Genomic DNA, 26330 nt, shown 5'->3' with positions numbered 1-26330 from the left:
AAAAGCCGTCCAGATAAATCCGAACGGCTTTTTTATATGATTTTACTCGCTGTTAAACGATTATTTTTGTTTCAAAAAGTCGTTTACATCTTCAGGAGCCATGATCTGCTCCACGAAAGTATAGGCACCGGTTTTCTCAGACTTTACCATTTTGATAGCTTTGGTAAGCCTTTTAGATCCTGTTTGAATACTTGCTACTGATTTCTTTGCCATGACTTATATTATTTTATTTCTTTATGAACAGTCATCTTCTTAAGAACCGGGTTGAATTTCTTCAACTCAAGTCTGTCTGGAGTGTTCTTTTTATTCTTGGTTGTGATATATCTTGAAGTACCTGGTTGTCCAGATGCTTTATGTTCTGTACATTCAAGGATTACCTGAACTCTGTTACCTTTCTTTGCCATTGTGAATGTTTTTTATCGGAATTATTTCTTAAGAAATCCTTTAGCTCTGGCCTCTTTGATCACGGCAGAGATTCCTTTCTTGTTAATATCTTTTAACGCAGATGTAGATACTTTTAAAGTTACCCATCTGTCTTCTTCAGGGATGTAAAAACGTTTTTTAACCAAATTCGCATTGAATTTACGTTTGGTCTTGTTCATAGCGTGAGAAACATTGTTCCCAACCATTGCTCTTTTCCCGGTAAGTTCACAAACTCTTGACATTGCTCTATACTTTTCTCGTTATTTCAAAACAGGCTGCAAATTAACGATTTTTTTACCTAACAGACAACTAATTGAAAAAAAATATTTCGAGGCTTCTCTACAGGCATAAAAAATCTCGCAGCACCCGGTATATATGACTTCCACTTTTTAAGAATAAAAAATTAAAATCTAAATTTCAAGTTTGATTTAAAGAATTTTTCGGGATTATTTCTGTTCCAGGTTCTCGCGGTATTCAAAAATGGCTTCCTGAAGCATTTTCATGGCCTTATTAACCGCTTTTCCTATCACTTTTTCGCGGTGGTTCCCAAAATTGAATTCTTCACTGAACACTTTCTGCGGAGTCGCAATGGCAATAAACACCGTCCCAACTTCAGCATCGCTATCTCCTTTTGTGGGCCCGGCATTTCCCGTTGTCGCTATGGAAAATTCGGTGTGAAATTTTTCGCGGGCTCCTTTGGCCATGGCCTGAGCGACTTCTGCACTGACCACAGACTTTTCTTCGATCAGTTTTTCTGAAACACCTAAAAGTTCGGTTTTAGATGGTGTTGCATAACAAACCACGCTTCCGCTGAAAGATGCCGAAGAGCCCGGAGCTTTTGAAAACTTGGTAGCCAGCCTTCCACCAGTACAACTTTCAGCAGTTGAAAGCTTCCAGCTATTCTGAGCCAGAAGCCTGCCAATAGCGACTTCTAAAGGTTCATCTTCTTCATAGCCGGAAATAATGTCTCCAATAAACTCGTGCAGACTGGTTATCTGATTCTCAATGGCATTTCTGAGGTTCTGCTCATTATCTCCTTTAGCAGTAAGCCGTAAGCGCACCTTTCCAAGATTTGGAAGATAAGCCAGCTTAATACCTTCAGGCAGGTTGTTTTCCCAGTCCTCAATACGACGCGCAATTTCACTTTCACCCACCCCGTAGGTAACCACCGTTTTATAAATAATATATTCCCGCGAAAAATTCTGCATCAGGCGCGGAACCACTTCTCTGGTGATGAGTTCCTTCATTTCGAAAGGTACTCCCGGAAGGGAGATCACTACTTTTCCGTCTTTCTCGAACCACATACCAGCAGCGGTTCCATATTCATTATGGAGCACTGTAGCTTTTTTTGGCAAAAGGGCCTGATCGCGATTAAGATCGGAAAAGGGAGTTTCTATATACTTATCGAAAAGCTCTTTGATATGCTTGAGGACATCTTTGTTTAGCTCCAGTTCATCATCAAAGAATTCACAGAGACATTTTTTGGTAATATCGTCTTTGGTGGGCCCCAGTCCACCGGTCATGATCACAATATCTGCACGGAGCATTGCTCCCTCTATGGTTTTTAATATGTGCTCACGTTCATCCTGAATGGAAGTGATTTGATGAACAGAAATTCCAATTTTGGTAAGTTCTTGGGCAATAAAAACCGAATTGGTATCTACAATCTGGCCAATGAGTATCTCGTCACCAATGGTAACAATTTCAGCTTTCATTAGAGGTCAAAATCATTTTTTAGAGCAACTACGGCTTCATCAACTTTTTTAGTGATAGCCGCGGCAGCATCAGGAACTTCATCCTTTCTCTGTCCCTGTTTAGACCAGGCCTCAATGATACGAATCTGATCCATTAAATTCAGGCCAAAAAGCTGAAGATTTGGCTTCATTTTATGCGCATATTGATAGGAGAGCGAAGGATTATCATTTTGTATGGCATCGTTCATCGCTGCGACATCTGGCGGGATTTCCTCAAGGAAAGTCTCGACCACGGTTTTCATAAATTCTTCATCGCCCCCGGCCATTTCACGAACCTCGTCAAGATTGTAGCTATCCATAGTACTTATTTTACTTTTATTGAAAACATTTTTTGGTTGTTCAGGAATCCGGTTAACCGGTCATCGGGAGAAACTTTCCCTACGCCCGCCGGAGTTCCCGTAAATATGATATCCCCTATTTTCAGGGTGAAATATGTCGAAATATAGGCAATTAATTCGTCAATTTTCCAAAGCATCAAAGAGGTATTGGCCGCCTGTACTGTCTCTTCATTTTTTTTAAGGCTAAATTCAAGATTGTCTAGCGCAGGCAAATCTTTCTTATTAAACCACTTATCACCTATCACCGCGGCACCGTCGAATCCTTTAGCTTTTTCCCACGGAAGGCCTTTTTCTTTTAATTTTTGCTGAAGGTCGCGCGCGGTGAAATCAATTCCCAGGCCGATTTCCTCGTAATACTTATGAGCGAATTTCTCCTGAATATGCTTTCCGATCTTATTGATCTTAACCAGAACCTCCACCTCATAATGCACATCATCAGAAAAATCAGGAATAAAAAAAGGCTGTTTCTTTAATAAAACTGAAGTATCGGGTTTGTGAAAAAGCACTGGTTCCTCAGGTTTTTCATTCTGAAGTTCCTCGATATGCTTCGCGTAATTACGGCCTACACAGATAATTTTCATTTACGACAATTTATTATTCAGCTTTCGCAATTTAATCGCCGTCAGGACCTTTTTTGTGTATAAAGGAAAATCGGCATTCTGTATCCACCCAAAATATCCTGGCTCCTCTTCCAGCACCCGTTCTACGCTTTTTCCTTTATATTTTCCGAAGGTAAAAACCTCTTTCCCTTTTTTATCCAGAGCAATAAATCCTGCAAAATCGACTGCTTTCTTCCTGGAGCTATATCCTGAAAGCCATTTGATATCATTCTCAAGATCCTCGTATCTATCAAGCTGAGATTTCAGTACTTCGTAAGTAGCTTCAGTATCGGCTTCAGCACTATGGGCATCTTCCAGGTTTTTTTCACAGTAAAACTGGTATGCCGCAGAAAGCGTTCGCTGTTCTTTTTTATGAAAAATCGTTTGAACATCTACAGCCACCACATTTTTCATTTCAAAATCGATTCCCGCCCGGAGCAGTTCTTCTACCAGCAATGGAATATCAAAACGGTTAGAATTATAACCTGCCAGGTCACAGCCTTTTATAAGATCGTGAACCTTGGTTGCCAATTCCTGAAAAGTAGGTTCATTGGCTACTTTTTCATTAGATATACCGTGAATCGCAACCACTTCTGCAGGGATCTCCCGCTCCGGATTTACCAGCCAGCTGTGGCTTTCTTTATTTCCATTGGGAAAAACCTTCAAAATGGCAATTTCAACAATTCGATCATGACAGATATTGGTACCGGTAGTTTCCAGATCAAAAAAACAGATTGGCCGCGTAAGATTAAGCTCCATATTCAAAAACTTTTTTTGCAAAGTTAGCATAAATTGGCAGTTGATCCCATTTATTAAAATCGAAAGACTCCCGAGCTATCTAAAACAAAAAACCGCTCCAAAACTGAAGCGGTTTCATCCTATTTATTTTATTGAAAATCAATTGGTAAATACGTCTTTGGTAGGTTCTACGATGGCGTCTACCGCATAGATAATTCCATTGGAAGCTTCCGTTCCAGAACCGATAACATGTGCACCACCGACCATAGAAATATCTCCGGGATTATTGGTGCTCACCGTAATCTCTTCTTCTGCAACGGTTTCAATTGCCTGGGTTTCATTGAAATCCATGGGGGTATGTTTTCCAACTAAAATATGTCGCTGCAAAAATAATCCAAGCTGTGCCCGGTTAGCAGGATCTATGAGTTTCTCAAATTTTTCTTCTGGCATCTTTTTAAATGCTTCATTGGTTGGCATGAAAACAGTATAATTTTTATCTGATTTCAATATCAGATCCAGATTTCCCATTGCCGCAAGTCTCCTAAAGGTGGAAAAATTCGCATCCTTCGCCGCAAGGGCAAGAATATTATAATTTTCAGGATTGTCAACATCTGAAAATGGATTCACATAATTGTCTTCATTTGGTGGTAGATCTGCAAAATCACCTATCACATCGGCCTCCTGAAAACCTTCATTAGCCGCCATGTCTTTTTTAGTATCTGATGTTCCGCCGCAGGAAGCCAGCATCAAACTCAATACTGTTGCGATTGCAAATAAATATTTCTTCCTTTTCATAATTATTGTTTTTTAATAGGTTTCTTATAAAAAGGTACGAAACACAGAAGCTGTATTCAACTGATATTCTTCATTTTAACCTTAAAACGGAGATTTTATCATTTCTTAAACAGATAAACGGACTTATCAGTTTAAATATGGACAAATTTTCTTAAAAATTTTAAATAAAAAACCCTGCGAGCGCAGGGTTTTCGGTAATTTTCATTATTTGAAAATCTAAATTTCACGATCTTTATCGAAACCTTCCAGGTACTGAGCAACTCTTTGAACAAACTGTCCGCCAAGAGCCCCGTTCACCACGCGATGATCATAACTGTGAGAAAGGATCATTTTATATCTAATTCCTATAAAATCTCCATCGGGAGTTTCGATCACCGAAGGCATTTTTCGTATCGCTCCAAGAGCCAGAATTCCAACCTGCGGTTGGTTGATAATTGGAGTTCCCATGATACTTCCGAAGGTACCCACATTGGTAACCGTATAAGTTCCTCCCTGAATTTCATCGGGTTTTAATTTATTTTTACGGGCACGAGCGGCAAGATCATTTACAGCTTTTGCCATACCCACCAGATTCAAACGGTCGGCATTTTTGATCACCGGGACAATAAGGTTTCCATCGGGCAGTGCTGCCGCCATCCCAAGATTGATATTTTTCTTTTTGATGACCTTTGTTCCATCTTCATTCACCGAAATGTTGATCATTGGGAAATCGCGTATCGCTTTGGCCACGGCTTCCATAAATATTGGTGTAAAAGTGAGCTTTTCACCTTCTCTTTTATGGAATTCTTCCTTGTGTTTATTTCTCCAGTTCCAGATGTTCGTTACATCCACCTCAATAAATGACTGCACATGGGCTGAAGTTTTTACACTTTCCTGCATATGATGGGCGATCATTTTGCCCATCCTGGTCATTTCAACGATCTCATCTTCTCCCGAGACAACCGGCTCTTCACTTTTAGCCACTGTAGATTCAAGGTCTTTGGTGTCTATAGATCTTCCTTTCGTTGCAGCAGGTTCTTTTTTAGCTGAAGGCTCCGCCTCGCGATTTTCAACATATTCCAGAATGTCATTTTTGGTGACACGACCGTCTTTGCCGGTCCCTTCTATACTATCCAGTTCCTCAAGACTAATACCTTCTTCTTTGGCTATATTCCTAACCAGGGGAGAATAAAAACGCGATGAACCTGAATAATCTCCTGTACTTTCGGTAGAAACTGTACTTTTGGCTGTTTCAATTGTTTTTTCAACTTCCGGAACCGCAGCAGGAGTTTCCTCTGTATCTTCTTCTGCAAATTCTTCCTCAGATTCCTCGCCTTCGGTTTCTATAATCGCAATAATTTGACCAACTTTTACTACATCATCGGCTTCGAAAAGCTTTTCAACCAGTTTTCCATCCACTTCACTGGGAACTTCACTATCTACTTTATCAGTGGCTATTTCGAGGACGGGCTCGTCCATTTCAATAGTATCTCCAACTTCTTTAAGCCAATTGGTTATGGTTGCTTCTGCAACGCTTTCACCCATTTTGGGTAATTTAAGTTCAAATTTTGCCATATCTATAAACGAGATGTGATTTTAGTTATCTGCTTTGCGAATTTAATTAAATTAAGGCGATTTCAGTATTAATAAAACAATAAAATTAATTTTCACTGATTTTTTTCTATTTTGAAATCACCTTGGAAATATGCCTAAAATTACAATTTCAGTAATGGAATTGAAAGAGATTAAGCTTATTTTAGGCTTCAGAAGATTAGCTCTTCATTGAATTTTCAAAAGGAACCCTGTGCACAATGCTTCTGCCAAGGGTCACCTCATCGGCATATTCGAGCTCGTCCCCGACTGAAATTCCTCGGGCGATCGTTGAAGTTTTGATGTCCTTCCCTTCCAGTTGTTTGAAAATGTAGAAGTTCGTCGTGTCTCCTTCCAGAGTGCTGCTAAGGGCAAAGATAATTTCCTGTATTTTCCCGGCCTCCACTTTTTCTATTAATGGTTTTATTGTTAATTGAGAAGGTCCCACTCCATCCATCGGACTTATTTTTCCGCCCAAAACATGATAATGCCCACGATACTGACCGGTATTTTCAATGGCCATCACATCGCGAATATCTTCTACCACGCAGACAGTTTCAGAATCTCTTGAGGGATTGGCGCAGATTTCACATAATTCGGTATCACTGATATTATAACAGTTTTTGCACAATTTGATGTTATTCCGAAGATTGAGCAAAGCCGACGAAAGCTGCTCGGTTTGGGCTTCGGGTTGTTTTAATAAATGCAGCACCAGCCTTAGCGCGGTTCGCTTTCCCACTCCCGGAAGTTGCGACATGGCATCTACCGCCTGCTCCAGTAATTTTGACGAAAAATCCATACGCGAATTTATGATTTTTTTGATGGATGGGATTACTTACCTCTTAATTTGTAAATTGCCGCGAAGAATTTTTTTGCATGCAACCATACCAAGTCTTAATTCTCGTCGCGGCCTATTTTGGCGTTTTAATTCTTATATCCTATTTCACCGGAAAAGGTGGCAGTAATGCCGAATTCTTTAAAGCAAACCAGCAGGCTCCATGGTACCTGGTAGCTTTCGGAATGATAGGCGCTTCCCTGAGCGGGGTCACTTTTATTTCAATTCCCGGAACGGTAGAAACAGATTCTTTCAGTTATTTTCAGGTTGTGCTGGGATACACGGTAGGTTATGCGGTGATCGCCACCGTGCTGCTGCCGCTTTATTATAAAATGAATCTCACCTCAATTTATACATATCTCGATAACCGCTTCGGAAATGCCTCGTACAAAACCGGGGCATCTTTCTTCCTTTTATCAAGAGTGGTAGGTTCGAGTTTCCGGTTATTTCTGGTGGCCAATGTACTGCAACTGGTTGTTTTTGATGAAATGAATGTTCCTTATTATGTGACGGTAACCATTACTATTTTGCTTATCTGGCTTTACACTTTCAGAAGCGGCATCAAAACCATCGTGTGGACCGACACTCTGCAAACGCTATTTATGCTCATTGCACTGGGAATTACCATTTATTTCATTTCCGAAGATCTTGGCCTTTCCTTTAGAAATCTGTTCACTTATATTGACCAGGACCAGCATTCCAAGATTTTCTTTTTTGAAGACTGGAAAAGCAAGGATCATTTTGTAAAGCAGTTCATTTCAGGTGCTTTTATCGCTATTGTAATGACCGGTCTGGACCAGGATATGATGCAGAAAAATTTAACCTGCCGCAGTTTAAAAGACGCCCAGAAAAATATGTTCTGGTTTACGGTGGTGCTCGTTTTTGTGAATTTCCTTTTCCTGGCTTTAGGTGTTCTTCTTACAAATTACGCCGATTTAAATGGAATCACCGAAACAAGAGATGACCTTTTCCCGGCAATTGCCACCAGCGGTCAGCTTGGTTTTGCGGTAGCAATTTTCTTTTTACTCGGTCTTATTGCCGCGGCTTATTCCAGCGCAGACAGTGCCCTTACAGCGCTCACTACCTCATTCAGTATAGACATTCTTGATATTGAAAAAAGATATGATGAGAAAAAGCAGGTGAAGGTTAGAAAACAGATCCACGTAGCGATCTCGATATTGCTCATTTTGGTCATGCTGGCTTTTAAATATGCCATCGCTGATAAGAGCGTGATCAACAAATTATTTCAGTTTGCCGGCTATACGTATGGGCCGTTACTTGGCCTTTATGCATTTGGACTTTTTACCAAATGGCAGGTAAAAGATAAATTAGTACCTATAATTGCAATTGCCGCCCCCGTTTTATCTTATATAATAAGTTTGAATAGCCGCGCCTGGTTTGGCTTTGAATTCGGATTTTTTATTTTGATCCTGAACGGATTACTGACTTTCCTTGGTTTAGTATTGCTGAGAAGAAAGCAGCACTAAGGTACAGGAATTTTCAAAATCGATATTGTTTTTCCTTAAAAGCTGATATAATTCGGGGTTTTCAGTACCGGGATTGAAAATAACGCGATTTGGCTTTAGCGATAAAATATAGTCATAATACTCGTGCTGTCTTTTCGCATTCAGGTAAAGGGTAACGGTGTCTATATTTTCAAAAGGCAGTTTTTCAGTTTGAATTTCCACTCCGGCAACCTTTCCTTTTTTTAAACCTATAGCAACCGTAGGCTGGCCATTACCTACTAACCTGTTGATTGCCAGGTACGAATATCGAGATGGATTTAAAGAGGCTCCTAGTACAAGTGTTTTTTTCTTCATAATTCCAAATTTAAACAAAATATGGTGTAACAGAAAGTGCAGTTTACAGTCTTTAGATTGAGAACCGGTTCTTGCAAGACCATCTTATTAATTTTGATGGTTAGTGTTAATTCCGATGGTTTTGCTGCCTGCATTTCTTTACCGAAATGCAGGTTTTTTTTAAAAATCCTGTAACGAACAGCTTTTTGCGTCGTCTTTATAGTAAGAGGTTTTGAATTTGCGCTGTAATGTGAATATGTATTATGCATTGCAAAGTAACTTGTAAAACCTTGTAATCATCAAATTAATCATCAAATCGATCAAAAAATGAAACAGTTTATTTTATCAATGCTATTATTCACCTCGGTATTATTAATGAGCTTTACCGATCCCGTGGGTAAAATTTCAGGATCTGTCATAGATCAGCAATTGAATGAGCCAATTCCCTACGCCACCGTAATTATTAATGATATGCAGGGCAATCTCGTTACCGGAATAACTTCCGGAGATAATGGCGATTTTACCATAGATAATGTCAGGGCCGGAAATTATGTCTTCAAAGTTCAATTTATAGGTTATAAGACCTTTTCCAAAGAAATTCATATAGATCGTGGAAGTCCGCGGGTGGATTTCGGAACAATTGCGCTCGAACCAGATGTTGCCATGCTCGATGAAACAGTGGTTGTTGCAGAAAGAACAACTATTGAACAACGCGTGGACCGCAAGGTGATCAACGTGGGAAAAGATTTAATGACCACCGGCGCAAGCGCTTCTGAAATTATGACCAATATTCCTTCTGTGAATGTTGACCAGGACGGAAATATTTCCCTGCGGGGAAATTCAAACGTAAGAATTCTTGTAGATGGAAAACCTACCAATATGGATCCTGCACAACTTTTAAAGACGATCCCTTCCACTTCTATAAAAAGCATTGAATTGATCACCAATCCTTCAGCAAAATACAACCCGGAAGGAATGAGCGGGATCATCAATATCGTACTTTTGAAAAATGCACGTCAGGGCTTTAACGGAAACCTGAATACCGGGCTTACCATCGGCGATCACACACGCTTCAACGGATCGCTGGATATGAATTATCGCACGGGAAAATTCAATTTCTTCGGAAACCTGGGAGCCAATTTCGGTACCAATCAAAACGGAGGCACTATCAATCTTATCGATCAGGACACCCGACAGACATTTTCGGTTCTAAATGAAAGAAATTCTTATCTCTACAAAATAGGTGTTGATTTTTATTTGAATGAGAAAAATACCTTTTCATTTTATACCAATCAGAATCCTTTTAGTGGGGGTCCTTCAGCATGGATTAGGGTAGAAGATTTCAATAATCCGTCAAGAGATCTTACCCAGTTACTTGACATGAATTTTGAAAGAAAAAACTCTACTTATAATTTCCTTTTCGATCATGATTTTGAAAAAGATGGCCACGACCTGCAGGTAGAATTAGATTACAATACTTACGACCAGGATGAAGAGACCTTTATCAGTTTTGAAAATACCATGCTCAATTTTTCGCCTTATACTGACTGGTTGAATGAAACCCGGGAAAATTTCACCGGAAATATCGATTATGTGAATCCCCTAAGCGAAGTTTCAAAACTGGAAATGGGAGCCGAAGTAAGATTGCTGGACACAGATAATAATTACCGCACCACCAGTGAAAATTATCAAAATTCTACCTACCAGTACGACCGTGATATTTACAGTTTCTATACCACCTTTGGTCAGAATTATGAAAAATGGTCATATCAGCTGGGAGCTCGTTTTGAAAACTATAGTGTGGACGCGATCTACCAGGGAGATAAGGTTTATGAGGACGATTATTTTACGGTATATCCTTCCGGGTTTTTAAGTTATAAGCCTGGGGAGAAAAATAATTACCAATTCAGCTTTAGCCGCAGGGTAGACCGCCCCGGATTCAGCCAGGTGAATCCTATTCGTGAAGTTGCTTCCCCGAGATTGACGGTAGCCGGAAATCCTCAACTTGACCCCCAATTCACCAACTCTTTTGAACTGAATTACACGCGCAATTTCACCAAAAAAGGAAATGCTACTGCCGGAGTCTTTTTCCGCAGAACTACCGATGAGATCAACCAGGTTTTCACTGCTGATGAAAATGAGCCCGGTTCACTATTCTTGACCTTTGCCAATTACGACACCAATAATTCATACGGGCTTGAGCTTTCAACCAATTATAAATTCACCGACTGGTGGAGCACAAATACTTCATTCGAATTATACAGCCAGACGCTGAAAGGAGCGGTAGGTGAAGATTTTATTGCAATTGATAATACTGCGTTCACCTTTAGAACAAACCATAATTTCAAGGCAACCGACGCGCTTACTTTCTCGCTATTCGGCTATTACCGCAGCAAAAGTCAGGATCTGCAGCTAGATATAGACGATATGTATTTTGTGAATGCCGGAGCCCGTTATTCTTTCTTAAAGGATGACAAGGCAACGCTAAGTCTTAACTTTAATGACATTTTCAATACCCAGGAATTTAATGTGACCGGGGGAAGGCCTTTTGACCAGGTGGGTCGATTCAAAGGAGAGACACAAACTGTTTATTTAGGCTTTTCCTACCGTTTTGGTGGCAGTAAGTTTAAAGCCGTCAAACGTAAAAATCGAGATGATAATGACGCCGGAGGAGGCGGACTTTTCTAAAGATTTGTTTTTTTTAGCCAAAAAAGCCCCACGCCGGAAAGCGTGGGGCTTTTTAATTTCTGATAATATAAAAGATCAGGCTTCTACAGCGTACATTTTTTCTCGTTGTTCCCTTATACTCTTATCACTCATATAATCATCGAAACTTAAATAACGGTCAATAATGCCATTTGGAGTAAGTTCAATCACTCTATTGGCAACCGTTTGAGCAAATTCATGGTCATGAGTTGTAAAAAGAACCGTTCCTTTAAAATTCTTAAGGGAATTATTGAAGGCGGTGATCGATTCAAGGTCCAGGTGGTTTGTCGGCTCGTCAAGCATTAGCACATTTGCCCTTATCATCATCATCCGGCTTAACATACAGCGAACTTTTTCACCTCCCGAAAGCACACGGCAAGTTTTAAGCGCTTCTTCCCCGCTAAAAAGCATTTTCCCGAGGAAACCGCGAATGTAAACCTCTTCTCTTTCCGGTTCGGTCTTGGCCCATTGGCGCAACCAGTCGACCAGCGTAAGGTCATTATCAAAATAATCGGAATTATCGGCAGGTAAATAAGACTGTGAAGTGGTAACCCCCCAGGAATATTTCCCGCTTACAGGATTCTGTTTTCCATTTATAATCTCATAAAATGCGGTAGTCGCCCTGGAATCTTTTGAAAAAACAACCACTTTATCTCCTTTAGCAAGGTTGATATCAGCATTTTTAAAAAGGGTTTCTCCTTCAATACTCGCTTCCAAACCTTCCGTATTTAAAATCTGGTCACCGGCTTCACGCTCTCTTTCGAAAATAATGGCCGGATATCGCCTGCTCGAAGGTTTTATCTGCTCAATATTAAGCTTATCGATCATTTTTTTTCTGGAAGTAGCCTGCTTGCTTTTTGCCACGTTAGCGCTAAAACGCTGGATAAATTCCTGTAATTCCTTTTTCTTCTCCTCGGCTTTTTTATTCTGCTGGGCACGTTGCCTCGCTGCAAGCTGCGAAGACTCATACCAAAAGGTATAATTTCCGCTGAAATGATTGATCTTTCCGAAGTCTATATCAGAAATATGCGTACAAACAGCATCTAAAAAGTGACGGTCGTGAGAAACCACGATCACCGTATTTTCATAATTGGCAAGGAAATTTTCCAGCCAGCCGATGGTTTCATAATCAAGATCGTTGGTGGGCTCATCCATGATCAAAACATCAGGGCTTCCAAACAGCGCCTGAGCCAAAAGCACACGCACTTTTTGTTTTGAATCCAGATCTTTCATTAACGAATAATGCAGGTCTTCAGGAATTCCCAGGTTAGAAAGAAGCGCGGCTGCATCGCTTTCGGCATTCCAGCCGTTCATTTCTTCAAATTTCACCTGAAGTTCTCCAATTCTGTCGGCATTTTCATCAGAATAATCGGCATAAAGTGCGTCCATTTCGGTTTTCACCTTGAAAAGAGGCTTATTCCCGCGCATCACTGTTTCCAGTACGGGATAATCATCATACAGGTTGTGATCCTGTTCTAAAACAGACATCCGTTTCCCTGGCTCCAGATGTACGTGGCCCGAAGTCGGGTCAGATTTACCTGAAAGTATCTTTAAAAAAGTAGATTTTCCGGCCCCGTTGGCGCCAATAATCCCGTAGCAGTTTCCCTGCGTAAAAGTGGTATTAACCTCATCAAATAAAACTCTTTTTCCGAATTGTACCGAAAGATTTGATACTGAAAGCATAAACGATCTAAATTAATTTTTTGCAAAAGTAGTTATAATCAATCTTTCGAGGAAAGATTAACGTTTTAAAAATTGCTTTTAACGCTGGATTAACACCCTTAGGCAGCGGCCCCGTTTATATTTGTTAAAAAATGAGGATGCCCGAACATCCACATACCCAATACTCCACATGAAGTATTATCTTTTAACCGGATTATGTGTTTTTTTTACTCTTTTTGGCTGCAAGGATACAAACCTGAAAGATGAGAATACAACCTATGTTGGTGGGCAAATCAACAATCCTGAGAGCAGTTATGTTATACTTTCCCAGGGCAATAAAATTATAGATACTTTATACCTGGATGAAAAAAACCAGTTTGGAAAAGATTTTCAGGATCTAAAAAGTGGTATTTATACTTTTAAACATCCGCCCGAAAACCAAACCCTTTATATAGAACCCGGTGATAGCATCGTAATCTGGCTAAACACGCTTTCTTTTGACAAATCGCTTAATTTTAGTGGTGAAGGTGCCGAGGAGAGTAATTTTTTGCTTAATATGTTCCTTAACAATCAGGAAAATAATGATCTTGTTCTTACTTACTATAAGATGTCTCCTGAAAATTTCGCCAGGGTTTCAGATTCAATTCGGAAAAGCCGATTGGAAAATTTGAATAAATTAAAGGCTAAAAATAATTTTTCAGAAGAATTTACCAGTATCGCTGAAAAGATCATTTCCTATGAATTTTATGATCTAAGGGAGCGCTATACTTTTTTAATTGAAAAATATTATCCTGAAATCGCCGAAACTATTCCCGAAGACTTCAATGATTATCGCGAGAACATCAATTTTAATGATAATGAATTGAAAGATTATTATGTCTACACTAATTTGATTGACGATTACCTCAGGACTAAAAGCATTGAATACTGCGAAAAAAATCATTTAGATAAAAAATGCTTTGATCTTAACAGTTTTGATAACATAAGGAGAAGAATGCTGCTGATCGATTCTTTATCAAATTTACAAGCATTAAAAAATGAATTTCTCGACAGGCTGGCCGACAGAAGTATCATAATGGCAGAAAGTAAAGAACGTATAGACTCCATACTTTCCACTCTTCAGGAAATAGGCTATTCAAATTTAGAAGAAGCAAAAAATCTGGCCGACGTCCAAAAAGGTTACTTTGTTGGCAATTCTTTGAAAGACCTCAAAGCCGAGAATACCAAAGGTGAAATAAAAACCTATGGTGAAATTATTAAAAAACCCACTATTACTTATGCATGGTCAATCTACGCTCCTGCCCACCACCGCTGGCAGCATAAGATCATAAAACAACTAAAAAAGAAATATCCCGAACTTGATTTTCTTGGGGTAAATATCGATCTGGGCGATCGGGAAGAATGGCTTAGGACGTTAGAAAATTACGATTATGATAAAGAAGATGAATATCAAATAGCCGAAAGATCCACCAGTAAAGAAACCTATAAGAAATATCTTAACAAAGTGCTTTTTATCGATCCTAAAGGTACCATTGTTCACGGGGATGTTCAGTTTGGAAATCCTCATTTTGAAGAAGAGATTCTCGAATTCCTTAATCGGGAATAAAAGAGCTGTTTAAAAATTTTTAACTGCGAGCAGGTTTCCCGGAAAAGCAATCTCAATAATAATGAGATTACTTCACCTCCTGCCTGCCAGCAGTCGTTCGTAATGACGATTAATTTTTAAACAGCTTTTTTATAGTAAACTCTTACTGATTTCCCTTCTTGTGATCAGAAAGAAATTTCTCCAGACCGATATCCGTAAGCGGGTGTTTCAGCAATCCTTCGATAGAAGATAAAGGCCCGGTCATTACATCAGCTCCTATTCGCGCGCATTCCAGCACATGCATGGTATGTCTTACAGATGCTGCAAGGATTTCGGTTTCGAAACCGTAGTTATCATAAATCAGGCGAATGTCTGCGATGAGATCGAGGCCGCTGGTAGAAATATCGTCCAGTCTGCCGATAAAAGGAGAAACATAAGTAGCTCCGGCTTTGGCGGCAAGCAAAGCCTGTCCGGCAGAAAAAATCAAGGTGCAGTTCGTCCTGATACCTTTATCGCTGAAATATTTTAATGCTTTTACACCTTCTTTAATCATTGGTACTTTCACCACAATTTGCTTATGCAAATCGGCAAGTTCTTCTCCTTCCCTAACGATTCCTTCAAAATCTGTAGCGATCACTTCGGCGCTGACATCACCTTCTACCAATTCGCAAATTCTTGTATAATGCCTGAAAATATTGTCTTTTCCGGTGATTCCTTCCTTGGCCATAAGCGAGGGATTGGTAGTTACACCGTCAAGAACACCAAGTTCCTGTGCTTCTTTGATTTGGTCAAGATTGGCGGTATCGATAAAAAATTTCATAGTTGTGTTTTTTATAGGAAAATTATATTTTCCAAAATTACAATTTATAATGTTTCATGAGAATTCTTTCGTATAGTTTATCGGGTAATAAACCTTTGAGTTTTACAGAGAATTTCTGAAGCTGCTCCCCCACTTTATAATGTACTCTCGGTTCCGGGGTGTTGATTATTTCAAGAATTCTTTCGGCCATCAATTGCGGATCTTTTCCCGCATCGACATGCTTATTCATGAGTTTCAGTGTTTTTCCGTAGGCATTTTTATAAGGAGAACCGTCACGAACAGGTGCATGATATCTTCCGGCAGCGATATTGGTGGCGAAATCTCCGGGAGCCACATTGGTCATTTTTATATTGAATTCTTTCAGTTCCATACGGTAAGCCTCGGCAGTAATCGCCAAAGCACCTTTTGTAGCCGAATAAATACCGCGATACGGAAGTCCCATATAGCCGGCAATGGAGGTGATATTGATGATAAGGCCCTGATTGTTCGCCCGCATGACGGGCAAAACCTGCCTGATGATATTCAGCGGGCCAAAATAATTGGTTTCAAAGGCCTTTTTGATCTCTTCTTCCGGGGTTTCTTCAACAGGACCCGTGATTCCCACTCCCGCATTATTGATAAGTATATCTATTCTTCCCTCTTTCTGAACAATATGTTTAATCGCGTCGCGAATGCTTTGCAGATTCGTAACATCAAGTTGTATCATTTTGAAGTCGCCGGAACTGGATTTTTCAGGATTCCGACTGGTACCGTAAACTTTGAAATTATTTTGCGTGAGATAAGAAGCAATCGATTTCCCGATGCCTGAGGAAGCGCCTGTAATAAGCACCACTTTTTGAGAAGCTGATCCCTGTTTCATATCGAACAAAGATGCAATAATTTTAGGAAAATTAAGAAACAAAAAATGGCAAGCGACCCACATCACACCGCTACGACCGCCTACCCTTGCTGCGTTCCCGCCCTGGGGGGATTCAGCAGGAGCTGGTTGTGTGGGACTTGCCGCTGCAAATATACAATCTTCTTAACTTTAAGCAAGCTTTTTTTAGTAGGATTTGGTTAATTTAGCCACTCATTTAAGTCCATTTTATGTTGCGAAAATTTAACTTTCTGTCTCTCTTTATCTTATGTTTTTTAATCATTTCCTGCGGAAGCAAAAACGCTAAAAAAAGCTCGCCTTTTTCGGTAGAAATTTCGGGAAACCAACAGGAATTTAAGTTACACGATCAAATAAATGCCGGAGTAAAAAGCAGGGAAAATATTCCTATAGATTCTCTTGCTCTCTATTTAGGAAACGACCGACTTCAGTATAAAGGAAATTCAAACCAGCTGAATATCAATCTGGACAATGTAAAACTGGGTAGCTTTCCGTTAAAATTCGTCATATTTTCAGAAGAAGGCACAGATACCCTGGTGAAAAACATCAAAATTTTAAATGATAAGGCACCAGTAATTTACACCTACGAAATTGTGAATACCTATCCGCATGATATCACTTCGTATACCCAGGGCCTGGAATTCCACGATGACTTTTTATATGAAAGTACGGGTTTAAGAGGTCAGTCTAAACTGCGCAAGGAAAACCTGGAAACGGGGGAGATCCTGAAAGAAATAAAACTTGACGACCAGTATTTTGCGGAAGGGCTCACGATTTTGAACGGTAAGATCTACCAGCTTACCTGGCAATCTGGTGAGGGTATTATATACGATCTTGAATCTTTTGAAAAAACTGGAATTTTCTCCTACAATCATAGTAAAGAAGGCTGGGGCTTATGCAACGACGGGGAAGTGATATATAAAAGCGATGGCACTGATAAAATATGGGTTCTCGACCCGCAAAGCCTTGAAGAGAAAGGCTATATAGAACCTACGCATCATAAATCATCGGCCACAAGGCTTAATGAGCTGGAATGGGTTGAAGGTGAAATCTACGCCAACACCTGGCAGAAAGATGGGGTCGCAATCATAAATCCTGAAAACGGGGCGATTGACGGACTTATTGATTTCAGCGGATTACGGGAAAAAGTAACACAACACGAACAGCTGGATGTTTTAAATGGAATTGCCTACAATCCTGAAACAAAAAAACTGTACGTCACCGGCAAAAACTGGGATAAAATCTTCGAAGTGAAAATTGTAAAAAAATAATGGAAATAAATCCCGAAATCTTCGAAAAACGCATTCGTGTAAGAAGAAAACATCTAGACAAACAAAAGCACGTCAATAATGTGCAGTTTGTGCAATGGATACAGGATGTAGCAGAAGAACATTGGGAAAGCAGGGCACCGAAGGAGTACAAAGACAAATTCTTCTGGGTGGTGATCCGGCATGAGATCGATTACAGGAAGGAAGCTCTTTTACGAGAAGAACTTCTGCTTCAAACCTATGTTGGTGAAACCACAAATGCTACTTCAGTAAGGCACGTGATTATAAAAAGAGTAAGCGATAAAAAGGTCCTGGTAGAAGCGAAAACCACCTGGTGCCTGATAAATTCAGAAACTAAAAGACCGGCAAGGATTACCGATGATCTCAAACGTATTTTTCTGAAATAAAAAAAGACCATTTTTCAATGGCCATTTTCTTATAATAAATTTTAGATCTTACCACTTAAACAATGGACGATCTTTCATCATTTCCTTTACTTCATTGTGAACCTTTTCAAGTTCGGCGTCATCGTTGATATTGTTGATCACACGATCTATAAAATTGAGGATTTTAGGCATATCTTCCTCTACCAACCCTCTTGTCGTGACTGCAGGTGTTCCAATTCGTATTCCGGAAGTCACAAAAGGTGATTTATCATCAAAAGGTACCATGTTCTTGTTCACGGTAATTCCGGCTTTTCCCAAAGCTTCTTCGGCCTCTTTCCCGCTCACACCTTTATTTCGAAGATCGATCAGCATCATGTGGTTATCGGTACCTCCGGAAATCACTTTATAATCTCTCTCTACAAAAGCTTTCGCGAGTTTTTCGGCATTTTTCTTAACCCTCACCATATAATGAAGGAATTCATCGGTCAAGGCTTCTCCAAAAGCCACTGCCTTGGCCGCGATGATATGTTCCAACGGACCTCCCTGGTTTCCCGGAAAAATAGCTGAATTAAGAATAGCTGACATTTTCTTAAGGTTTCCATTCTTTAGTTTTTCCCCAAAAGGATTGTCGAAATCTTCTCCCATAATAATGATTCCGCCACGAGGCCCGCGAAGGGTTTTATGGGTGGTAGAAGTTACTATATGGCAATAAGGTACTGGATCACTTATCAAACCTTTGGCAATAAGACCTGCCGGATGCGCGATATCAGCAAAAAGGATCGCTCCTACTGAATCGGCAATCTCCCTGAATCTTTTATAATCGATCTCCCGCGAATAGGCCGATGCCCCCGCAATGATCATTTTAGGCTTTTCCTTTTTGGCAATTCGGGCTACTTCATCATAATCGATCATTCCTGTTTCCTGATCAACACCATAAAAAACAGGCTGATAAAGTTTTCCGGAGAAATTAACCGGTGATCCGTGGGTTAAATGGCCGCCATGAGAAAGATCAAAACCAAGGAATTTATCACCCGGTTTCATGCATGAAGCATATACTGCAGTATTTGCCTGTGAACCGGAATGCGGCTGTACATTGGCATATTCAGCATTGAATAATTCTTTCAGGCGGTCTATTGCAAGTTGCTCCACCTTATCTACCACTTCGCATCCTCCATAATATCTCTTCCCGGGGTAACCTTCGGCGTATTTATTTGTAAGCACTGAGCCGGCTGCTTCAAGCACGGCATCACTTACAAAATTCTCGCTTGCAATAAGCTCCAAACCGTTTAATTGTCTTTCTTTTTCTTCAGTTATTAGATCAAAAAGTTGGGTGTCTCGCTGCATCTCAAATTTTTACGTTAAATATTCGGTAAAAATAACAAACATATTCGGTTAATTACAGGAAAATAATATATTTGACTCAACTAGATTTTAACAAAAAACCAACATTTTTTATGTCAATTACCGCTAACGATCCTAACAGAAAAACCTGGCTCGAAATTCCAGCGGATACCGATTTTCCTATTCAGAATATTCCTTTTGGCGTATTTCTAACACGGGATGATGTAATAACCATCGGTACCCGAATTGGTGACTACGCCATCGACCTTGGCGCTTTACACCAGCTGGGATATTTTGAAGGGATCCCTTTAACTGACGATATATTTTTACAGGATACTTTAAACGATTTTATTTCAGACGGTAAGAAAACCTGGCGGCTGGTTCGTAACCGTATTGCTGAAATTTTCGATGCTAAAAACGATAAACTGAAGAATAATCAGGAACATCGCACCCGCGTGCTTTTCACTTTAGATGAAATTGAAATGCAGATGCCGGTGCAGGTAGGTGATTACACCGATTTTTATTCTTCCAAGGAACATGCGACCAACGTGGGAACCATGTTTCGCGATCCAGATAATGCCTTATTGCCCAACTGGCTCCATATTCCCGTAGGCTACCACGGAAGGAGTTCTTCCATTATTCCTTCGGGAATCCCAGTACATCGCCCACAGGGACAGACAAAACCTGCCGATTCAGACACTCCCGTTTTTGGACCTTCACAAAAAGTAGATTTTGAATTGGAGATGGCTTTTATAACCACCGATGCTAATCATCTTGGGGAGCCTATTCCGGTTGATGAGGCAGAAGAATACATCTTTGGAATGGTGATTTTCAATGACTGGAGCGCGCGAGATATCCAAAAGTGGGAATATGTACCTTTAGGTCCCTTCCTTGCAAAGAATTTCGCCTCTTCCATCTCTCCATGGATAGTAACCATGGATGCATTGGAACCTTTCAGAACAGCAAGTCCGAAACCTGAAAAAGAATTGCTTCCTTATTTGAAATATTCCGGAGATAAAACCTTTGATATTCATCTGGAAGTTTCTCTGAAGCCAAATGGAGGCGAAGAAAACCTGATCTCAAAATCCAACTTCAAATATCTTTACTGGAATATGAGTCAGCAGCTCGCTCACCATACCGTGAATGGTTGCCCGGTAATGTCGGGAGATATGATGGCCTCAGGAACGATTTCCGGTGCCAGTGAAGACTCTTTTGGTTCCATGCTGGAATTGACCTGGAGCGGAAAAAAACCTTTAAAACTGAAGGACGGCAGTGAACGCAGCTTTATTGAAGATAATGATACGGTGATCATGCGCGGCTATTGCCAGAATGGTAATTCCCGAATAGGTTTTGGAGAAATAAGCACAAAACTTCTTCCTGTTTATAAGCCAAAAAAGAAATAAACTAAACTGAAAAGAGGCTGTCTAAAAAGTAAAGAAAACGCCATCCTGAATTTATTTCAGGATCTTAACTAATTGAAAATCAAAATCAATTAGAAGCTGAATCAAGTTCAGCTTGACGAAAAAGGCCTTTTCAGGCAGCCTCTATTTTACTCTTTTTTTCCTTTTTTATCCCTAAAATCTTCACGGGATTTAAGTTCATCCTCAGGATCTATTTTTCTTTTCTTTCCAGACTCTTTTTTTAATTCTTCTTTCTGCTCTGCATCCATAAATTCTCTTTTTTGTCGTTCGTTATCGGGATGTTGTATGTCCCGTTTTAATTCCTCTTTCTTTTCATCTTTCAATTTCATCATTAAAGGTTTTTGTTATTAAAAGAAAAATATAAAAAAGGTGCTCAAAAATTGAAAGCACCTTAATATTCTTTAACGTATAATTCTTAAAACAGGAAAAATTACCCAACCAGCTCCTTAAGCTTGCCTGCCTCTATTTGTTGATGAGATGCATGATGGACCACTTCGGCATCTTTTATTATAATTAGTTGCGGACTCTCATGCCGAACGCCAAACTTTTCGGCTATCGCATTTGAAACATCGCGGTGTGCAATAAGGTCCAGAAAATATAATTTCACCGGAGCATCCTCAGGAAGATTATAGTCGGACTCGAACATTCGCAATACCATTCGGCTAACCCCGCATCTCGTGGAGTGTTTCAAAATAGCCACATATTGTTCTTCAGATTCAATTTTAATAGAATCCAGTTGCTCAATGGAAGTAAGTTCATTCCACGGAACGACGGTATTTTCTTTCTTTTCTCCTTCATTTTCATTTTTAAAGATTTTATCAAATAATCCCATAGAAATTCTTTTCGGTAAAGGTAATTCTAAGTAAATTTAATAGAGAATTGAGATCGATAAAATTTTAATAAAAAGCACTAAAACTGCCTTTTTGTCGGTTATTTTTCAATAAAAACAGCCATTTTGTCTTCTTTCTCTAATGGTATATTAATTGACTTTCAGGAATAAAAACGAAGCATATGAATTTTCAAAACTTTACCATAAAATCACAGGAAGCCATCCAGCAGGCTCAGCAGCTTGCCCAGGAGATGGGCCATCAGCAAATTGAAAACGAGCATCTCATGAAAGCCATCACCATGGTTGATGAGAATGTGACGCCTTTCCTGCTGAAAAAACTGAACATCAACGTGAACCTATTCAACCAGATTCTTGATAAAAGCCTGGAGAGTTTTCCGAAGGTTAGCGGAGGTGACATCATGCTTTCCCGGGAAGCCGGAAAAACCGTAAACGAGGCTACAAGTATTGCCAAGAAGATGAATGATGAATATGTTTCTATTGAGCATCTTATTCTGGCAATTTTTAAATCATCCGGCAAGGTAGGCCAGATGCTGAAAGACCAGGGAGCAACCGAAAAAGGCTTGAAAGCTGCTATTGAAGAATTGAGGCAGGGTGATCGTGTGACCTCGCAAAGCGCTGAAGAAACCTATAATTCCCTGGAGAAATATGCCCGAAATCTTAATAAACTGGCGGAAGAAGGGAAACTGGATCCTGTAATTGGGCGCGATGAGGAAATAAGGAGAATTCTTCAGATCCTTTCACGAAGAACAAAGAACAATCCGATGCTCGTAGGTGAACCCGGGACCGGTAAAACCGCGATTGCAGAAGGTTTAGCCCATCGTATCGTTGATGGCGACGTTCCCGAAAACCTGAAAGACAAGCGTATTTATTCACTGGATATGGGTGCCCTTATCGCGGGTGCGAAATATAAAGGTGAATTTGAAGAAAGACTAAAAGCAGTAATAAAAGAAGTTACTTCGAGCGATGGAAATATCGTTCTTTTTATTGACGAGATACATACCCTTGTGGGCGCCGGTGGCGGACAGGGGGCCATGGACGCCGCAAATATCCTGAAACCAGCACTGGCACGTGGAGAACTCCGGGCAATAGGAGCCACAACCCTGGACGAATACCAGAAATATTTTGAAAAGGATAAAGCGCTGGAACGCCGTTTTCAGAAAGTAAATGTTGAAGAACCTGATACCGAGAGCGCGATTTCGATCCTTCGCGGTATCAAGGAAAAATATGAAACTCACCACAAGGTGCGCATCAAAGACGAGGCGATTATCGCAGCCGTGGAGCTTTCACAACGTTATATCACCAACAGGTTCCTGCCTGATAAGGCTATTGATTTGATGGACGAGGCAGCGTCTAAATTAAGAATGGAGATCAACTCTAAACCTGAAGAACTGGACGTTCTTGACAGAAAGATCATGCAGCTGGAAATTGAGATCGAAGCGATCAAGCGTGAAAAAGATGAAACCAAATTAAAAGCCTTAAGAGCCGATCTGGCAAATTTGAAAGAAGAACGCAATGATCTTCATGCCCGCTGGATGAGTGAAAAAGAGGTGGTTGATAATATCCAGAATTTAAAATCGGATATTGAAAATTATAAACTTGAAGCTGAAAAAGCCGAGCGTGAAGGCGATTATGGAAAAGTAGCCGAGATTCGCTATGGAAAGATCAAGGAATCTCAGGAAAAACTGGAAAAACTTCAGCAGCAGGTAGCCGAAAAACAGGATGGTAAATCATTGATCCAGGAAGAAGTCACTTACGAAGATATTGCTGAAGTGGTTGCAAAATGGACCGGTATTCCTGTAACCAAAATGCTGCAAAGCGAACGCGAGAAATTGCTGAAACTGGAGGAAGATCTTCATAAAAGAGTGGTTGGCCAGGACGAGGCTATTATGGCGGTGAGCGATGCAATAAGACGAAGCCGCGCCGGATTACAGGATCAGAAAAGACCAATAGGTTCCTTCCTCTTCCTTGGTACTACCGGTGTTGGTAAAACCGAGCTTGCCAAGGCTCTAGCGGAATATCTGTTCGATGACGAATCGGCGATGACCCGAATCGACATGAGCGAATACCAGGAAAGACATTCGGTAAGTAGGCTGGTAGGGGCGCCTCCCGGATATGTTGGTTATGATGAAGGAGGCCAGCTAACAGAAGCGGTACGAAGAAAACCCTATTCGGTGGTACTCCTTGATGAGATCGAAAAAGCGCACCCCGATACCTTCAATATTTTATTGCAGGTACTCGATGAGGGAAGGCTAACCGATAATAAAGGTCGTGTAGCCGATTTCAAAAATACCATCATTATCATGACCTCGAATATGGGTAGCCAGATCATTCAGGAGAAATTTGAAAATATCAAAGACCTTGATACGGCTATGGAATCGGCAAAATCGGAAGTTTTGAATTTGCTGAAACAAAGTGTACGTCCTGAATTCCTTAACAGGATAGACGATATCGTGATGTTTAGTCCGCTGACTCAAAAAGACATCAGGCAGATTGTAAAACTGCAGCTGAAAGCTGTGAAGAAAATGCTTGCCAAGCAGAATATCGTGCTTGATGCGACTGAGGAAGCTATTAGTTATCTTGCTTCCAAGGGGTTTGATCCACAGTTTGGAGCGAGACCGGTGAAACGAGTGGTTCAGCGGGAAGTTTTGAACAAGCTTTCTAAAGAAATACTGGCTGGAAAAGTTACAACCGATAGTATAATCCTGCTGGATGAATTTAACGATGAACTGGTTTTCCGAAATCAGGAACACCTGGCGGAACAGGAATAAAAGCAAAAAAGCGGCAGAAAAATCTGCCGCTTTTTTAATGAAAAAATTCTTCTTAGAATCTTACCATTTGTCTATTTCCTTTTTTAATTCTTCTTTTGATTTTCCGGTCTTTTCCTGCATGCGACCTAACATTTCATCAAATTTTCCTTCCGAAAATTTAACATCGTCATCGGTGAGCCTTCCATATTTCTGTTTGAACTCTCCTCTGATTTGTTTCCACTTTCCTTCTAACTGATCATTATTCATAATACATTGGTTTTTGAAATTATTATTTTAAATATATTCATAAGTAAAGACGGCAGCTCCCAAGAAATTCACATAATTCTCTTAAACATTTGTTATTTTTGAAATTCAATAAATTGCAATGAATTTCAGAAAACTTCTATACTTTTTACTGCCTTTGATCACCGGTTGTGCCGTTACCAACAGAATTGACAATTCTATGGTAAAACTTCAATTTTTAGACGAATATGTACTTCCCGCCGAAACTACCTTTCAAAATACAAAAGTGGGAGGCCTTTCCGGGATAGACCGAAAGAATGGCAAATATTATTTGGTTTGCGACCAGAGCTCCAACCCGAGGATCTATGAAGCTGATATTCCAATTTCTGATAAACAGATAGATTCCGTAGAAATTACCGGCATGATCACGGTTAAAAAGGGAAAAGAATTTTCTTCAGCGGTGCTTGACCTGGAATCGGTAAAATACGATCAGCTCCGCGATAAATTTGTGATTACCAGCGAAGGAAGTATTGACTCTGGCAAGGATCCTGGAGTTTATACTTTGAACCATAAAGGTGAAATAGAAGAAAAATTTGAAATTCCTTCTTATTTTGACGCAAAAGGCGAACAACGGCCAAGGAATAACGGAGTTTTTGAAGGGCTGGCAGAAAGTTATGACAATCGTGGTTATTGGGTGGCCGATGAATTGCCACTGGAAAAGGACGGCCCTAAACCTAAAATTTATCCTACGCATTCGCACATTCGCATCACCAAATACGACAAGAATACGGGTGAACCCATGAAACAGTTCGCTTATAAGTTAGAAGGAATTTCCAAATTACCCATCAATTTTTTCGCGATAAATGGCGTCACAGAATTGCTGGAATATGCCCCTGATAAGTTCCTGGTTTTGGAAAGGGCCTACTCTGCAGGTTATGGCCCGCACAGCAATACGGTAAAGATTTTCCAAATAGATGCTTCAGAAGCGACCAATACCTTGAAAATGGAGAGCTTAAAAAAGAACAAATATGAGATGCCTGAAAAACATCTGGTATTTAATTTTAAATCTGTCAGAGATCAACTTACCGATGGGATAATCGATAATATTGAGGGAATGTGCTTCGGGCCTGTTTTATCAAACGGTAAACAATCCTTGCTTTTTGTATCAGATGATAACTTCAGTGGTTTTGGGCATCAGATTACCCAATTCATACTTTTTGAAATTGAATACCAAAAGTAAACTTCACCCCCAGGCGCTGTTTATTAAATCTAAATTACTTTTATTTTTCTTCCTTCCTTTCCCCGAAGGTATTTCAGGATTCTACATTTACTAAATAATCCCGTGAGTTGTTGGTTTTGCTTTGATGCCCCCAATGCGAAGCAATTTATCTATGATGGCTCTACTATTTTCCTCTAATCCGACGTCATTCCAATCAAGCCTAACTTAATGATGGCCCTGAAAAGCTCCCCCGAACGGGGAGAATGTCTATAAAAAAAGAATTAAGATTTACCCCTCAAAAAGATATCCATTAAGTTTTTATTTTTATATCCTTATTTTTAAAAAAAAATTAAAAGAA

At 40.0% G+C, this 26330-nt stretch carries 26 protein-coding genes and 1 other RNA gene; 8 read left to right on the top strand and 19 right to left on the bottom strand.

Annotated elements, in window-relative coordinates:
- Positions 1-60: 60 nt before the first annotated feature.
- The 10 genes from C7S20_RS11680 to recR form a co-directional block, all read right to left on the bottom strand.
- The gene (locus C7S20_RS11680; protein WP_107012632.1) at positions 61-213 is read right to left on the bottom strand and encodes a DUF4295 domain-containing protein; all 153 of its coding nucleotides are present in this window, start codon (positions 211-213) and stop codon (positions 61-63) included.
- Positions 214-221: 8 nt separating this feature from the next.
- Positions 222-404, bottom strand: a complete 183-nt coding sequence (gene rpmG / locus C7S20_RS11675; RefSeq protein WP_083644977.1) for a 50S ribosomal protein L33 — start codon at positions 402-404, stop codon at positions 222-224.
- A gap of 21 nt (positions 405-425) precedes the next feature.
- On the bottom strand, positions 426-665 hold the full coding sequence (gene rpmB, locus C7S20_RS11670) for a 50S ribosomal protein L28 (RefSeq protein ID WP_107012631.1): 240 nt from the start codon (positions 663-665) through the stop codon (positions 426-428).
- A 204-nt stretch (positions 666-869) separates the two neighbouring features.
- Positions 870-2138 carry a competence/damage-inducible protein A gene (locus C7S20_RS11665; protein WP_107012630.1) on the bottom strand — a complete coding sequence of 423 codons (1269 nt, stop codon included), beginning with the start codon at positions 2136-2138 and terminating at the stop codon, positions 870-872.
- Positions 2138-2476, bottom strand: a complete 339-nt coding sequence (locus C7S20_RS11660) for an Hpt domain-containing protein (RefSeq protein WP_107012629.1) — start codon at positions 2474-2476, stop codon at positions 2138-2140. Before C7S20_RS11660 ends, C7S20_RS11665 begins: the two co-directional genes overlap by 1 nt.
- A gap of 5 nt (positions 2477-2481) precedes the next feature.
- Positions 2482-3096, bottom strand: coding sequence for a fumarylacetoacetate hydrolase family protein (locus tag C7S20_RS11655; protein WP_107012628.1), 615 nt, complete (start codon positions 3094-3096; stop codon positions 2482-2484).
- The gene (locus tag C7S20_RS11650; protein ID WP_107014219.1) at positions 3097-3873 is read right to left on the bottom strand and encodes a 3'-5' exonuclease; all 777 of its coding nucleotides are present in this window, start codon (positions 3871-3873) and stop codon (positions 3097-3099) included.
- A gap of 138 nt (positions 3874-4011) precedes the next feature.
- A complete protein-coding gene (locus C7S20_RS11645; RefSeq protein WP_107012627.1) occupies positions 4012-4647 on the bottom strand; it encodes a fasciclin domain-containing protein in 636 nt (211 codons plus the stop codon).
- A gap of 216 nt (positions 4648-4863) precedes the next feature.
- Positions 4864-6201 carry a dihydrolipoamide acetyltransferase family protein gene (locus C7S20_RS11640; RefSeq protein ID WP_107012626.1) on the bottom strand — a complete coding sequence of 446 codons (1338 nt, stop codon included), beginning with the start codon at positions 6199-6201 and terminating at the stop codon, positions 4864-4866.
- A 196-nt stretch (positions 6202-6397) separates the two neighbouring features.
- Positions 6398-7015, bottom strand: coding sequence for a recombination mediator RecR (gene recR, locus C7S20_RS11635; RefSeq protein ID WP_107012625.1), 618 nt, complete (start codon positions 7013-7015; stop codon positions 6398-6400).
- A gap of 77 nt (positions 7016-7092) precedes the next feature.
- Here recR and C7S20_RS11630 point away from each other — a divergent pair, with 77 nt between their 5' ends.
- Positions 7093-8538, top strand: a complete 1446-nt coding sequence (locus C7S20_RS11630; protein ID WP_107012624.1) for a sodium:solute symporter — start codon at positions 7093-7095, stop codon at positions 8536-8538.
- Here the strand turns inward: C7S20_RS11630 and C7S20_RS11625 are convergent.
- Entirely contained in the window at positions 8509-8871 is a 363-nt protein-coding gene (locus tag C7S20_RS11625) for a CoA-binding protein (RefSeq protein ID WP_107012623.1), read from the bottom strand. The two genes, C7S20_RS11630 and C7S20_RS11625, sit on opposite strands and share 30 nt — an antisense overlap.
- 306 nt (positions 8872-9177) lie before the next feature.
- On the opposite strand from C7S20_RS11625, the gene C7S20_RS11615 reads away from it, so the two are divergent.
- A complete protein-coding gene (locus tag C7S20_RS11615; protein WP_107012621.1) occupies positions 9178-11538 on the top strand; it encodes a TonB-dependent receptor in 2361 nt (786 codons plus the stop codon).
- A 75-nt stretch (positions 11539-11613) separates the two neighbouring features.
- Here C7S20_RS11615 and C7S20_RS11610 read toward each other — a convergent pair whose 3' ends face one another.
- Complete coding sequence (locus C7S20_RS11610; protein WP_107012620.1) at positions 11614-13239, bottom strand: ABC-F family ATP-binding cassette domain-containing protein; 1626 nt, start codon at positions 13237-13239, stop codon at positions 11614-11616.
- A 169-nt stretch (positions 13240-13408) separates the two neighbouring features.
- On the opposite strand from C7S20_RS11610, the gene C7S20_RS11605 reads away from it, so the two are divergent.
- Entirely contained in the window at positions 13409-14824 is a 1416-nt protein-coding gene (locus tag C7S20_RS11605; protein ID WP_107012619.1) for a TlpA family protein disulfide reductase, read from the top strand.
- 142 nt (positions 14825-14966) lie between these two features.
- On the opposite strand, the gene fsa is transcribed toward C7S20_RS11605, so the two are convergent.
- The 3 genes from fsa to ffs form a co-directional block, all read right to left on the bottom strand.
- On the bottom strand, positions 14967-15623 hold the full coding sequence (gene fsa, locus C7S20_RS11600) for a fructose-6-phosphate aldolase (RefSeq protein WP_107012618.1): 657 nt from the start codon (positions 15621-15623) through the stop codon (positions 14967-14969).
- 37 nt (positions 15624-15660) lie between these two features.
- A complete protein-coding gene (locus tag C7S20_RS11595; RefSeq protein WP_107012617.1) occupies positions 15661-16482 on the bottom strand; it encodes an SDR family oxidoreductase in 822 nt (273 codons plus the stop codon).
- A gap of 43 nt (positions 16483-16525) precedes the next feature.
- Positions 16526-16625: signal recognition particle sRNA small type (gene ffs, locus C7S20_RS11590), an RNA gene on the bottom strand.
- An 84-nt stretch (positions 16626-16709) separates the two neighbouring features.
- Between ffs and C7S20_RS11585 the strand changes: the two genes are divergently transcribed.
- Together C7S20_RS11585 and C7S20_RS11580 are read left to right on the top strand one after the other, a co-directional pair.
- The gene (locus tag C7S20_RS11585) at positions 16710-17768 is read left to right on the top strand and encodes a glutaminyl-peptide cyclotransferase (RefSeq protein ID WP_107012616.1); all 1059 of its coding nucleotides are present in this window, start codon (positions 16710-16712) and stop codon (positions 17766-17768) included.
- Positions 17768-18172, top strand: coding sequence for an acyl-CoA thioesterase (locus C7S20_RS11580; protein WP_107012615.1), 405 nt, complete (start codon positions 17768-17770; stop codon positions 18170-18172). The genes C7S20_RS11585 and C7S20_RS11580 overlap by 1 nt, the downstream gene beginning before the upstream one ends.
- 48 nt (positions 18173-18220) lie before the next feature.
- On the opposite strand, the gene C7S20_RS11575 is transcribed toward C7S20_RS11580, so the two are convergent.
- Positions 18221-19495, bottom strand: a complete 1275-nt coding sequence (locus C7S20_RS11575) for a serine hydroxymethyltransferase (RefSeq protein ID WP_107012614.1) — start codon at positions 19493-19495, stop codon at positions 18221-18223.
- Positions 19496-19605: 110 nt separating this feature from the next.
- On the opposite strand from C7S20_RS11575, the gene fahA reads away from it, so the two are divergent.
- Positions 19606-20895 (top strand): fumarylacetoacetase, encoded by a 1290-nt coding sequence (gene fahA, locus C7S20_RS11570; RefSeq protein WP_107012613.1) that lies wholly within the window; start codon positions 19606-19608, stop codon positions 20893-20895.
- Positions 20896-21041: 146 nt separating this feature from the next.
- Here the strand turns inward: fahA and C7S20_RS11565 are convergent, their stop codons facing one another.
- Both C7S20_RS11565 and ytxJ read right to left on the bottom strand, forming a co-directional pair.
- Positions 21042-21245, bottom strand: a complete 204-nt coding sequence (locus C7S20_RS11565; protein ID WP_107012612.1) for a hypothetical protein — start codon at positions 21243-21245, stop codon at positions 21042-21044.
- A 98-nt stretch (positions 21246-21343) separates the two neighbouring features.
- Positions 21344-21745, bottom strand: coding sequence for a bacillithiol system redox-active protein YtxJ (ytxJ, locus tag C7S20_RS11560; protein ID WP_107012611.1), 402 nt, complete (start codon positions 21743-21745; stop codon positions 21344-21346).
- 179 nt (positions 21746-21924) lie between these two features.
- Between ytxJ and clpB the strand changes: the two genes are divergently transcribed.
- Positions 21925-24531 (top strand): ATP-dependent chaperone ClpB, encoded by a 2607-nt coding sequence (gene clpB / locus C7S20_RS11555; protein ID WP_107012610.1) that lies wholly within the window; start codon positions 21925-21927, stop codon positions 24529-24531.
- A 60-nt stretch (positions 24532-24591) separates the two neighbouring features.
- Here the strand turns inward: clpB and C7S20_RS11550 are convergent, their stop codons facing one another.
- Positions 24592-24777 (bottom strand): CsbD family protein, encoded by a 186-nt coding sequence (locus C7S20_RS11550; protein WP_107012609.1) that lies wholly within the window; start codon positions 24775-24777, stop codon positions 24592-24594.
- Between the two features lie 118 nt (positions 24778-24895).
- Between C7S20_RS11550 and C7S20_RS11545 the strand changes: the two genes are divergently transcribed.
- Positions 24896-25993, top strand: a complete 1098-nt coding sequence (locus C7S20_RS11545) for an esterase-like activity of phytase family protein (RefSeq protein ID WP_107012608.1) — start codon at positions 24896-24898, stop codon at positions 25991-25993.
- Positions 25994-26330: the final 337 nt, after the last annotated feature.

The organism is Christiangramia fulva, assembly GCF_003024155.1.
Taxonomy (GTDB): domain Bacteria; phylum Bacteroidota; class Bacteroidia; order Flavobacteriales; family Flavobacteriaceae; genus Christiangramia; species Christiangramia fulva.
This window is presented reverse-complemented; position numbering and strand designations above follow the sequence as displayed.

Excerpts from the sequence above, each read along its gene's own strand:
- C7S20_RS11550 (WP_107012609.1), bottom strand. The coding sequence starts at position 24,777 with ATGAATAATGATCAGTTAGAAGGAAAGTGGAAACAAATCAGAGGAGAG.
- fahA (WP_107012613.1), top strand. The coding sequence starts at position 19,606 with ATGTCAATTACCGCTAACGATCCTAACAGAAAAACCTGGCTCGAAATT.
- C7S20_RS11655 (WP_107012628.1), bottom strand. The coding sequence starts at position 3,096 with ATGAAAATTATCTGTGTAGGCCGTAATTACGCGAAGCATATCGAGGAA.
- C7S20_RS11650 (WP_107014219.1), bottom strand. The coding sequence starts at position 3,873 with ATGGAGCTTAATCTTACGCGGCCAATCTGTTTTTTTGATCTGGAAACT.
- C7S20_RS11595 (WP_107012617.1), bottom strand. The coding sequence starts at position 16,482 with ATGAAACAGGGATCAGCTTCTCAAAAAGTGGTGCTTATTACAGGCGCT.
- ytxJ (WP_107012611.1), bottom strand. The coding sequence starts at position 21,745 with ATGGGATTATTTGATAAAATCTTTAAAAATGAAAATGAAGGAGAAAAG.
- C7S20_RS11630 (WP_107012624.1), top strand. The coding sequence starts at position 7,093 with ATGCAACCATACCAAGTCTTAATTCTCGTCGCGGCCTATTTTGGCGTT.
- C7S20_RS11660 (WP_107012629.1), bottom strand. The coding sequence starts at position 2,476 with ATGGATAGCTACAATCTTGACGAGGTTCGTGAAATGGCCGGGGGCGAT.
- C7S20_RS11625 (WP_107012623.1), bottom strand. The coding sequence starts at position 8,871 with ATGAAGAAAAAAACACTTGTACTAGGAGCCTCTTTAAATCCATCTCGA.
- C7S20_RS11565 (WP_107012612.1), bottom strand. The coding sequence starts at position 21,245 with ATGATGAAATTGAAAGATGAAAAGAAAGAGGAATTAAAACGGGACATA.
- C7S20_RS11585 (WP_107012616.1), top strand. The coding sequence starts at position 16,710 with ATGTTGCGAAAATTTAACTTTCTGTCTCTCTTTATCTTATGTTTTTTA.
- C7S20_RS11640 (WP_107012626.1), bottom strand. The coding sequence starts at position 6,201 with ATGGCAAAATTTGAACTTAAATTACCCAAAATGGGTGAAAGCGTTGCA.
- C7S20_RS11665 (WP_107012630.1), bottom strand. The coding sequence starts at position 2,138 with ATGAAAGCTGAAATTGTTACCATTGGTGACGAGATACTCATTGGCCAG.
- rpmG (WP_083644977.1), bottom strand. The coding sequence starts at position 404 with ATGGCAAAGAAAGGTAACAGAGTTCAGGTAATCCTTGAATGTACAGAA.
- C7S20_RS11680 (WP_107012632.1), bottom strand. The coding sequence starts at position 213 with ATGGCAAAGAAATCAGTAGCAAGTATTCAAACAGGATCTAAAAGGCTT.
- C7S20_RS11580 (WP_107012615.1), top strand. The coding sequence starts at position 17,768 with ATGGAAATAAATCCCGAAATCTTCGAAAAACGCATTCGTGTAAGAAGA.
- rpmB (WP_107012631.1), bottom strand. The coding sequence starts at position 665 with ATGTCAAGAGTTTGTGAACTTACCGGGAAAAGAGCAATGGTTGGGAAC.
- recR (WP_107012625.1), bottom strand. The coding sequence starts at position 7,015 with ATGGATTTTTCGTCAAAATTACTGGAGCAGGCGGTAGATGCCATGTCG.
- C7S20_RS11605 (WP_107012619.1), top strand. The coding sequence starts at position 13,409 with ATGAAGTATTATCTTTTAACCGGATTATGTGTTTTTTTTACTCTTTTT.
- C7S20_RS11645 (WP_107012627.1), bottom strand. The coding sequence starts at position 4,647 with ATGAAAAGGAAGAAATATTTATTTGCAATCGCAACAGTATTGAGTTTG.
- C7S20_RS11615 (WP_107012621.1), top strand. The coding sequence starts at position 9,178 with ATGAAACAGTTTATTTTATCAATGCTATTATTCACCTCGGTATTATTA.
- fsa (WP_107012618.1), bottom strand. The coding sequence starts at position 15,623 with ATGAAATTTTTTATCGATACCGCCAATCTTGACCAAATCAAAGAAGCA.
- C7S20_RS11545 (WP_107012608.1), top strand. The coding sequence starts at position 24,896 with ATGAATTTCAGAAAACTTCTATACTTTTTACTGCCTTTGATCACCGGT.
- C7S20_RS11575 (WP_107012614.1), bottom strand. The coding sequence starts at position 19,495 with ATGCAGCGAGACACCCAACTTTTTGATCTAATAACTGAAGAAAAAGAA.
- clpB (WP_107012610.1), top strand. The coding sequence starts at position 21,925 with ATGAATTTTCAAAACTTTACCATAAAATCACAGGAAGCCATCCAGCAG.
- C7S20_RS11610 (WP_107012620.1), bottom strand. The coding sequence starts at position 13,239 with ATGCTTTCAGTATCAAATCTTTCGGTACAATTCGGAAAAAGAGTTTTA.